Below are 6,111 nucleotides of genomic sequence, written 5' to 3' on the forward strand. Positions count from 1 at the left end.
AATAATGAATAAGCAAACTATCCCTGTACAAAGTCATGCAAATGTGTCAACAACAACATTTTCTTCACAAGATAGCAACGCGCAGGCTATTTTGGAAGCAGACAAAATGTTTTTAGCACGTAATGTTGTCATCAAGCCCGACTCGATTCAGATGGAAGTGGCACTAGAAGGGCGCTGGCAACCTATCCGCTTGAGTAGTCAAGCAAACCTAGAGCAACCATTAAAGTTAGCTGAAGCGCAGCTCAAGTTGGACTCATCGGGTACGGTACTTACACTGTCTACGCCAGAAGCAAAACTCACACTAAATTCGGCGCAATCACTACTGAGCTTGTTAAGTTTACTTAAAGGGTTTGGAGATCACAGCGCATTGCAAACAGAAGCTCAGATAAAACCGCCTGCAAATACACAACTAACATTGCCTAAACTCGGTATCAATATGCCACTCCCCTCGGGTATCGGGACATTACTACAACAAGAAGAAAAGCTGGTCGCAAGCCTAAGTAATAAAGGTGATAAAGTCCTGATGCAGTTGTTTAATATGTTTGGAGATAAACTTCATCAGATACCCGTTGCGAAAAAAGCAATTACGCAACTTGTGGCTCAGCTTAGCCAACAAACTTCAAACCATATTCAATTATCATCTCAAAAAGGGATATTAAAGTTAGGCCATCACCAGCATCAACTGGCCCAGTTGCAATCCAACACCCCAACTCAATTGGCCCAATTACAAAAGCAAATATGGCACCCTGTAAAAATCAGTAATAAAAAGGACGCTGTTGAGGTTGCTATTGCCACCAAGACCACCACAATTAAACTGGCGACTTCACTAAAAAGCATATTACCGAAGCTAGATACCCAATCCTTTCAATCCCAGCTCGAACAGGTAAGCAAACGGCAAGCTGAACCGACTTTGAAATATAACAAGCCGTTGTTTAATGTATCCTTAGCGGATATTAGGCAAACAGTGAAAAATGCTCTACAGGCCATTACACACAAACCGTTTTTCAATCGAGCTGACAACCCACCAATGCAGCAAAAAACCGGCGCTATTAGCCATCAGATCCCAGATATTCAACCTAACAAAGTCAATTATTTACATCTGCCGCTCATCGCCACAGCTGCAATTCGTCCTGCAAGCTCCCCTCTAATGACACTCGCTCAAGGAATACAACACAATTTTTCATCAACACCAGAAGATGTAACGCAACCAAGTTCACAAATATCTTCACCCAAAAGGCTAAAAGACACTCTAAAGACTGAGGCAAGCTCTCCTCCTCTCAAAGAAAAGAACATTTCGCAAGCGCAGCTCACAACGGTCGAGCGCCAAGCCATGACGAAGCCCCCAATGCACCCTACTATTTTGCCAGAGGCGAAGGTAAAGCCAACTTTTGAAGCTCGATTAGTACTATTGCAACAAGTAATGGCAGCAGCATTACCAAAAGATGTAAAGCCTTTTTCTGCGCAGCAACTCAACCTTGCTAAAACTAAACTAGTTGAACAAACTGCAGCAAAAAATGCCATCCCTGGGCCCATGCAAGAAATATCACAACAGGAGCTCACAGACGGTAAACGTATGGCCACAACCACGCTGCCGTTAGCACACATTCTCAACAAGTCATTACGCGCCTCTACACTGGCTCAAGGACCTACCGACCAAACACAGAATGCCCAATTATTGAGTAAAAAAATCATTGAAAAGCAGTCATTTAAAAACTCTCAGTCCGCAGATTTAACACGCCTAGTTCATCAAGCTTTTTCTCGATTAATAGATGAGAATAAATCTACTGCCCAAGAAGTAAGCCAAGATTTATTTGCGCGATTGCCAAGTATTGCAACTCCACTTAATACCAGCGTACCTGTTAGTAGTTTCACGCAGGCAGTGGATAAGTTACTTGTAACATTGCTGGGAACCCATTTAACTGCACAAGCCGATACTCAGAGACCAAAAGACGTTAGTCCGGAACAACGAGTAGCCAGTATGGTCGAAACCCTATTTCCGGGTAATAAATTGCAGCAACCTAAACAGTTTATACAGGCGGTTAACCTATCTGCACAACAAAGTTTGTTAGACGACCTAAACTTTATACAAAACTCTATGACTGCAACAAATCAAACACAGGCCTTAGGGCAAAAGTTTGACAGTGAGAGTCAACTCTTAATTAGTATGTTTTTACCAATGAAGACGCCACCTGAATGCAGACAAAGCGAACTACAAATTGGCCAATATAAAAAGCCAGCTAAAGCAGGGATGCCAGAAAAACAAGTTTGGTTTGTCAGGCTTAATTTCGATTATGAAGCACTCGGACAGCTCAGCGTGCAAGCGGAGCTTATGGATAAAGCGGTAGACTGCGAAATTGTCGGAAACAGCACAGGCGTTTGCCAACTGGCAGAGCCACACTTAGACGCATTGCGCAGTAAACTTGCTGCACACGGATTGCAAGTGGGCGAAATTGAACTTAAAGAAGATGCACTGCAAGTGAAGCAGTTTTATGATAAGCATGCCATCGTGAATATAAAGGTGTAGTTATGGAACAGAAGACAGCCGTTGGTTTATTGTATGAAGCAGGAAAGTCTCCTGAAGTGGTATGTAAGGGGTTTGGAGATTTAGCTGAAGAAATCATCACATTGGCTAAAGAAAAGGACATCATGATCCATGAAGATGCAGAACTAGTTAAAACGTTAGGGCAATTGGATTTACATGAAGAAATACCCAAAGAACTGTACTATGTGATAGCTGAACTCATTGCATTTTCTTATGTATTGCGAGGCAAGTTTCCACCTGGGTGGAAAAATTTTCAGGGGAAATTAAATATCAAGGCTTAGATTCGCCATTTCAAAATAGTCCCGTAGAGGGATTTACATAGAGCTATCGAAGTGAGACAAACAGCTGCAAGTCGTAACCCTAAAAGATACTTAAAGCTGCTTCCTCATTAACAGCTAACCACTCAAAACAATCTACATAGTAGTAGAAAATTATATTTATTGGCTTTAGAATGCACTGCACCTATTGACTGATTTTCAGTGAAATTACTGGTCAATTAATTTTGACATTAGTGGTCAATACCAACTGAAACACTGTCTAAAAAGAGTGAAATATACACTTGTAGATTTCAGCAATCCTAGCAATGTGATTCAACCCGAATTCAAGTTCCAAGTGTAAAAACTTGCGTTGACATAAATGGAGTGTCCATATATGTCTTCTTTAATTTGTTAATCATCGAAATGCAACTGGTAGGTATGAGGCAACGAGGCAGTAAAATTACAATTCAGCTTGAAGATCTTCTATCACTTCTAAAAGCTCAGATTTAAAAGAACCGTCTTGCTCAATACTACTAATACAGGACAGCTTCTCAATTATTTCATTACTGATTTCATGAAATGAGCCAATTAGCTCAAGAGATTGGCTTCTAAAGCTTGAGTTTGTGTCAGATACCTCCTCCATAAACAGGTCTACTTCCTCTACGATTGAGTTACGACACGCCTTTGAACATACAGCTAACCTCTTGTGCTTCATATCCATTAGCAATTTCAAACAATAGGTCATAAACTCGCTTTCGCCCATGAGATACATCAGATCGAATGATCTCGAAGAGAAATGGCAAAATATAAAATGCTGATTCATATAGGTCACCTTGTAAAACAACGTGGTTTTCAAGTTTCCAATACGCATCCTCTTCTTTTTTTGAATCACCAGATACTAGATCTGATAGAGCGCCAGGCACATGAGTTGCTTTACCATCTGCCAACTGTAATTCATCCCAATTTATACTGTTTATTGAATTGAACATATTCGTTTATCCTAATCTTCTTCTACACTGGGAATTTACGTTGAGAATTTGCGTTGACATATATGGACACTCCAATTATGTCTTCTTTAATTATCGAGTTCGAGGAACGCCTCGAAAAACATATCAACTAAATGGCAGTTACACAGAATCTGTTACAGGGTCAACGCCCTCATTGTGGACTAAGAAAAAGCCCCGACAGGGGCTTTTAGTTAAGACTTATGCCAAGCTAAAAAACCTTCTGGTTCATTCTTCCAGTTTAAAGCTGTTTCGATCTTGTCTAGTAAGGTCGACTCGTTCATCTGATATACATTATCAATTTGATCACCGTTCAATTCGAAAATAACAACCCACTCGCTTAGTAAAGGTAATAACTTATCAAGCACTTCCTTTAGCATCAGCGGCGATTCATCAAATGAAGGTTCATTGACGCTCTTTTCCCAAATTTCAAGCGCATTATTTTCTAATGATAAATATATCCAGCCCGAAATATTCACCTTTGATGGTATATATTTTAGCATATGCTCTGGCATTGCTTGTTTTTTGAATTTAACTTCTTCTTTCCATACATATCGAGGAGGATCTAGGCTGAAGCTTTCATCCCCCCAATAGGCAAACTCCTCTTGAAAAGGTGAGTCATCTCCAAAACAAGTTTTAGGAATAAGTAAATCAAAACACACTTGCATTTTAAGCTTCCCCCTTATAGTTTCTTAAATGGTAAGCCATTTCCACCTTCTCGAATCCATCCTTTATCATCAAATATAAATTGATGTTGATGCGGGTTCAAATGGTCTCCACGCCCATGACTACTCCAATGTACTTCACTCATAGGAACATCTTTTCCATTTGCTTTCGGCCATGTATTGGCCGGAAACTCAGCTGATTGACGATAAACTTTCCCATCGCCTCCAATTCGAAACCAAGCTCTGGACACCCACTACGCTCTTGGAGAGTCGGAGTTGTGTTGTCCTGAGGCGCCGATGCAGCAGCGCTAAACGCAGAAGTATTTATGGTATTCAATATTGAACCGCCTTGGTCTAAACGCTCGATTTGGAAAGGAATGGACGTTTTTAAGTCCTCTTCCTCTGCAGACCTTACTTGACTACCATCAAAGTGAGTTCCTGGAAAATCATAAATGGAAACAGGTTGCTCTGTCACTTTAGGAACTACAATATTACTAGCGAATGTTGAACCAGCCATTGTCACTGCAATAGCTACCGAGGAGTATTTTAGTAATTTTATCATTATCAAATCCTTCTTATTTATAAATGCTTAAAGTTTTTAAGCATCTTGACGATAATAAATATAAAGGAACAAATAAAATTAACTATTTAATATTAAATTCAAACTTAAAAACGACTGGGTTTATATTAAAGTACTGATATTAAGATGTAATAATCAAGGAAAAATTTATGGATATAAAATCTTCATTGCAAAAGTCACAACATGACTTAGTCAGTAATAATGCAGCTTTAGCAAAAGCAAAATCCACTACCATCGAGGCGCAATCCCCAGTTGAAAAGCTCAACGCAGCCCCCGCATCGATTGAACATACGCTAATCGCAAGCGACGAAGAAATAAAAAGATTTCAACAAGAGGCGTATGAATATAATGTTAAAAACTTTGAAATACAGGATAAAACACAAGCTGCTTTTACCACAACTCTAAAAGAGTTTGAAAAATTTAAAGGTACACAGTCGACTTTACACCCCAATATAGATTTAAACTCTCTCGATCTTGCTCAAAAAGAGGATGGCACGCTGCAATTGGTCGGTGGAAACATAACTGACGCACTCCGTGCCGATCTGGAAACGCAAATAAATGCAAATGACGAGCTGAAAAGCGCTTATAAACAAGTGCATGAAGGTATGGCTGATATCGTTCGTTACTTTGATGTCAACAGTAATGCCGAAGCTAAAGACTTTTACGGTAAGTTTAGGCTAAATGAATTAAGTAACAGCTTTGAGAAACAATTTCACGACGACGGTTTTGGCCAAGATTATCATACGTTAGAAGAAAAGGTATTAAGTAGCTCTTTACTATTCTCTTATAAAATGGCTGACGCAATAAACCCAAGAATAAATATATCAGTATAAAATTGCGCGGATAAAATACCAAACGAAGTTAATTAATTAAATTTGATAACTCCCTAATAATATAGCAAGGTGACAGTCGATTTTTAACTCAAATTCAACATACTGAACCATTATTTATATAAGGGAGAAGTTACGTTATTCATATTTTCAAAAATACAATGTGGGATTGAACCCTGAGGGATCCCCACAAAACTAGTAGCATGCTTGTGCAGGGCGAGAGCGTGAACATT

8 protein-coding genes are annotated in these 6,111 nt (G+C 39.5%); 3 read left to right on the forward strand and 5 right to left on the reverse strand.

The annotated features are described in order from the left end of the window. Nucleotides 1–4 precede the first annotated feature (4 nt). Nucleotides 5–2,524 (forward strand): flagellar hook-length control protein FliK, encoded by a 2,520-nt coding sequence (locus tag N482_RS02175; RefSeq protein WP_063375523.1) that lies wholly within the window; start codon nt 5–7, stop codon nt 2,522–2,524. Nucleotides 2,525–2,526: 2 nt separating this feature from the next. Then, complete coding sequence (locus tag N482_RS02180; RefSeq protein ID WP_063375524.1) at nt 2,527–2,823, forward strand: EscU/YscU/HrcU family type III secretion system export apparatus switch protein; 297 nt, start codon at nt 2,527–2,529, stop codon at nt 2,821–2,823. 436 nt (nt 2,824–3,259) lie between these two features. Here the strand turns inward: N482_RS02180 and N482_RS02185 are convergent, their stop codons facing one another. From N482_RS02185 to N482_RS02200, 5 genes are all read right to left on the reverse strand, one after another. After that, nucleotides 3,260–3,514 carry a hypothetical protein gene (locus N482_RS02185; protein ID WP_155730447.1) on the reverse strand — a complete coding sequence of 85 codons (255 nt, stop codon included), beginning with the start codon at nt 3,512–3,514 and terminating at the stop codon, nt 3,260–3,262. Then, the gene (locus N482_RS02190; protein ID WP_063375526.1) at nt 3,471–3,788 is read right to left on the reverse strand and encodes a hypothetical protein; all 318 of its coding nucleotides are present in this window, start codon (nt 3,786–3,788) and stop codon (nt 3,471–3,473) included. The genes N482_RS02185 and N482_RS02190 overlap by 44 nt, the downstream gene beginning before the upstream one ends. Nucleotides 3,789–3,997: 209 nt before the next feature. Beyond that, nucleotides 3,998–4,471 (reverse strand): hypothetical protein, encoded by a 474-nt coding sequence (locus N482_RS02195; RefSeq protein WP_063375527.1) that lies wholly within the window; start codon nt 4,469–4,471, stop codon nt 3,998–4,000. A 14-nt stretch (nt 4,472–4,485) separates the two neighbouring features. Beyond that, nucleotides 4,486–4,614, reverse strand: a complete 129-nt coding sequence (locus tag N482_RS25860) for a hypothetical protein (RefSeq protein ID WP_269202098.1) — start codon at nt 4,612–4,614, stop codon at nt 4,486–4,488. Continuing rightward, entirely contained in the window at nt 4,611–5,030 is a 420-nt protein-coding gene (locus tag N482_RS02200) for a hypothetical protein (protein WP_063375528.1), read from the reverse strand. Before N482_RS02200 ends, N482_RS25860 begins: the two co-directional genes overlap by 4 nt. Before the next feature lie 167 nt (nt 5,031–5,197). Here N482_RS02200 and N482_RS02205 point away from each other — a divergent pair, with 167 nt between their 5' ends. Further along, nucleotides 5,198–5,881 carry a hypothetical protein gene (locus N482_RS02205; protein ID WP_063375529.1) on the forward strand — a complete coding sequence of 228 codons (684 nt, stop codon included), beginning with the start codon at nt 5,198–5,200 and terminating at the stop codon, nt 5,879–5,881. Nucleotides 5,882–6,111 lie beyond the last annotated feature (230 nt).

Origin of the sequence: Pseudoalteromonas luteoviolacea NCIMB 1942 (genome assembly GCF_001625595.1) — a bacterium.
Lineage (GTDB): Bacteria > Pseudomonadota > Gammaproteobacteria > Enterobacterales > Alteromonadaceae > Pseudoalteromonas > Pseudoalteromonas luteoviolacea_A.

What these genes read in the sequence shown, in the direction of transcription:
- N482_RS02205 (WP_063375529.1), top strand. Translation starts at nt 5,198, where the DNA reads ATGGATATAAAATCTTCATTGCAAAAGTCACAACATGACTTAGTCAGT.
- N482_RS02185 (WP_155730447.1), bottom strand. Translation starts at nt 3,514, where the DNA reads ATGAAGCACAAGAGGTTAGCTGTATGTTCAAAGGCGTGTCGTAACTCA.
- N482_RS02190 (WP_063375526.1), bottom strand. Translation starts at nt 3,788, where the DNA reads ATGTTCAATTCAATAAACAGTATAAATTGGGATGAATTACAGTTGGCA.
- N482_RS25860 (WP_269202098.1), bottom strand. Translation starts at nt 4,614, where the DNA reads ATGAGTGAAGTACATTGGAGTAGTCATGGGCGTGGAGACCATTTGAAC.
- N482_RS02180 (WP_063375524.1), top strand. Translation starts at nt 2,527, where the DNA reads ATGGAACAGAAGACAGCCGTTGGTTTATTGTATGAAGCAGGAAAGTCT.
- N482_RS02195 (WP_063375527.1), bottom strand. Translation starts at nt 4,471, where the DNA reads ATGCAAGTGTGTTTTGATTTACTTATTCCTAAAACTTGTTTTGGAGAT.
- N482_RS02175 (WP_063375523.1), top strand. Translation starts at nt 5, where the DNA reads ATGAATAAGCAAACTATCCCTGTACAAAGTCATGCAAATGTGTCAACA.
- N482_RS02200 (WP_063375528.1), bottom strand. Translation starts at nt 5,030, where the DNA reads ATGATAAAATTACTAAAATACTCCTCGGTAGCTATTGCAGTGACAATG.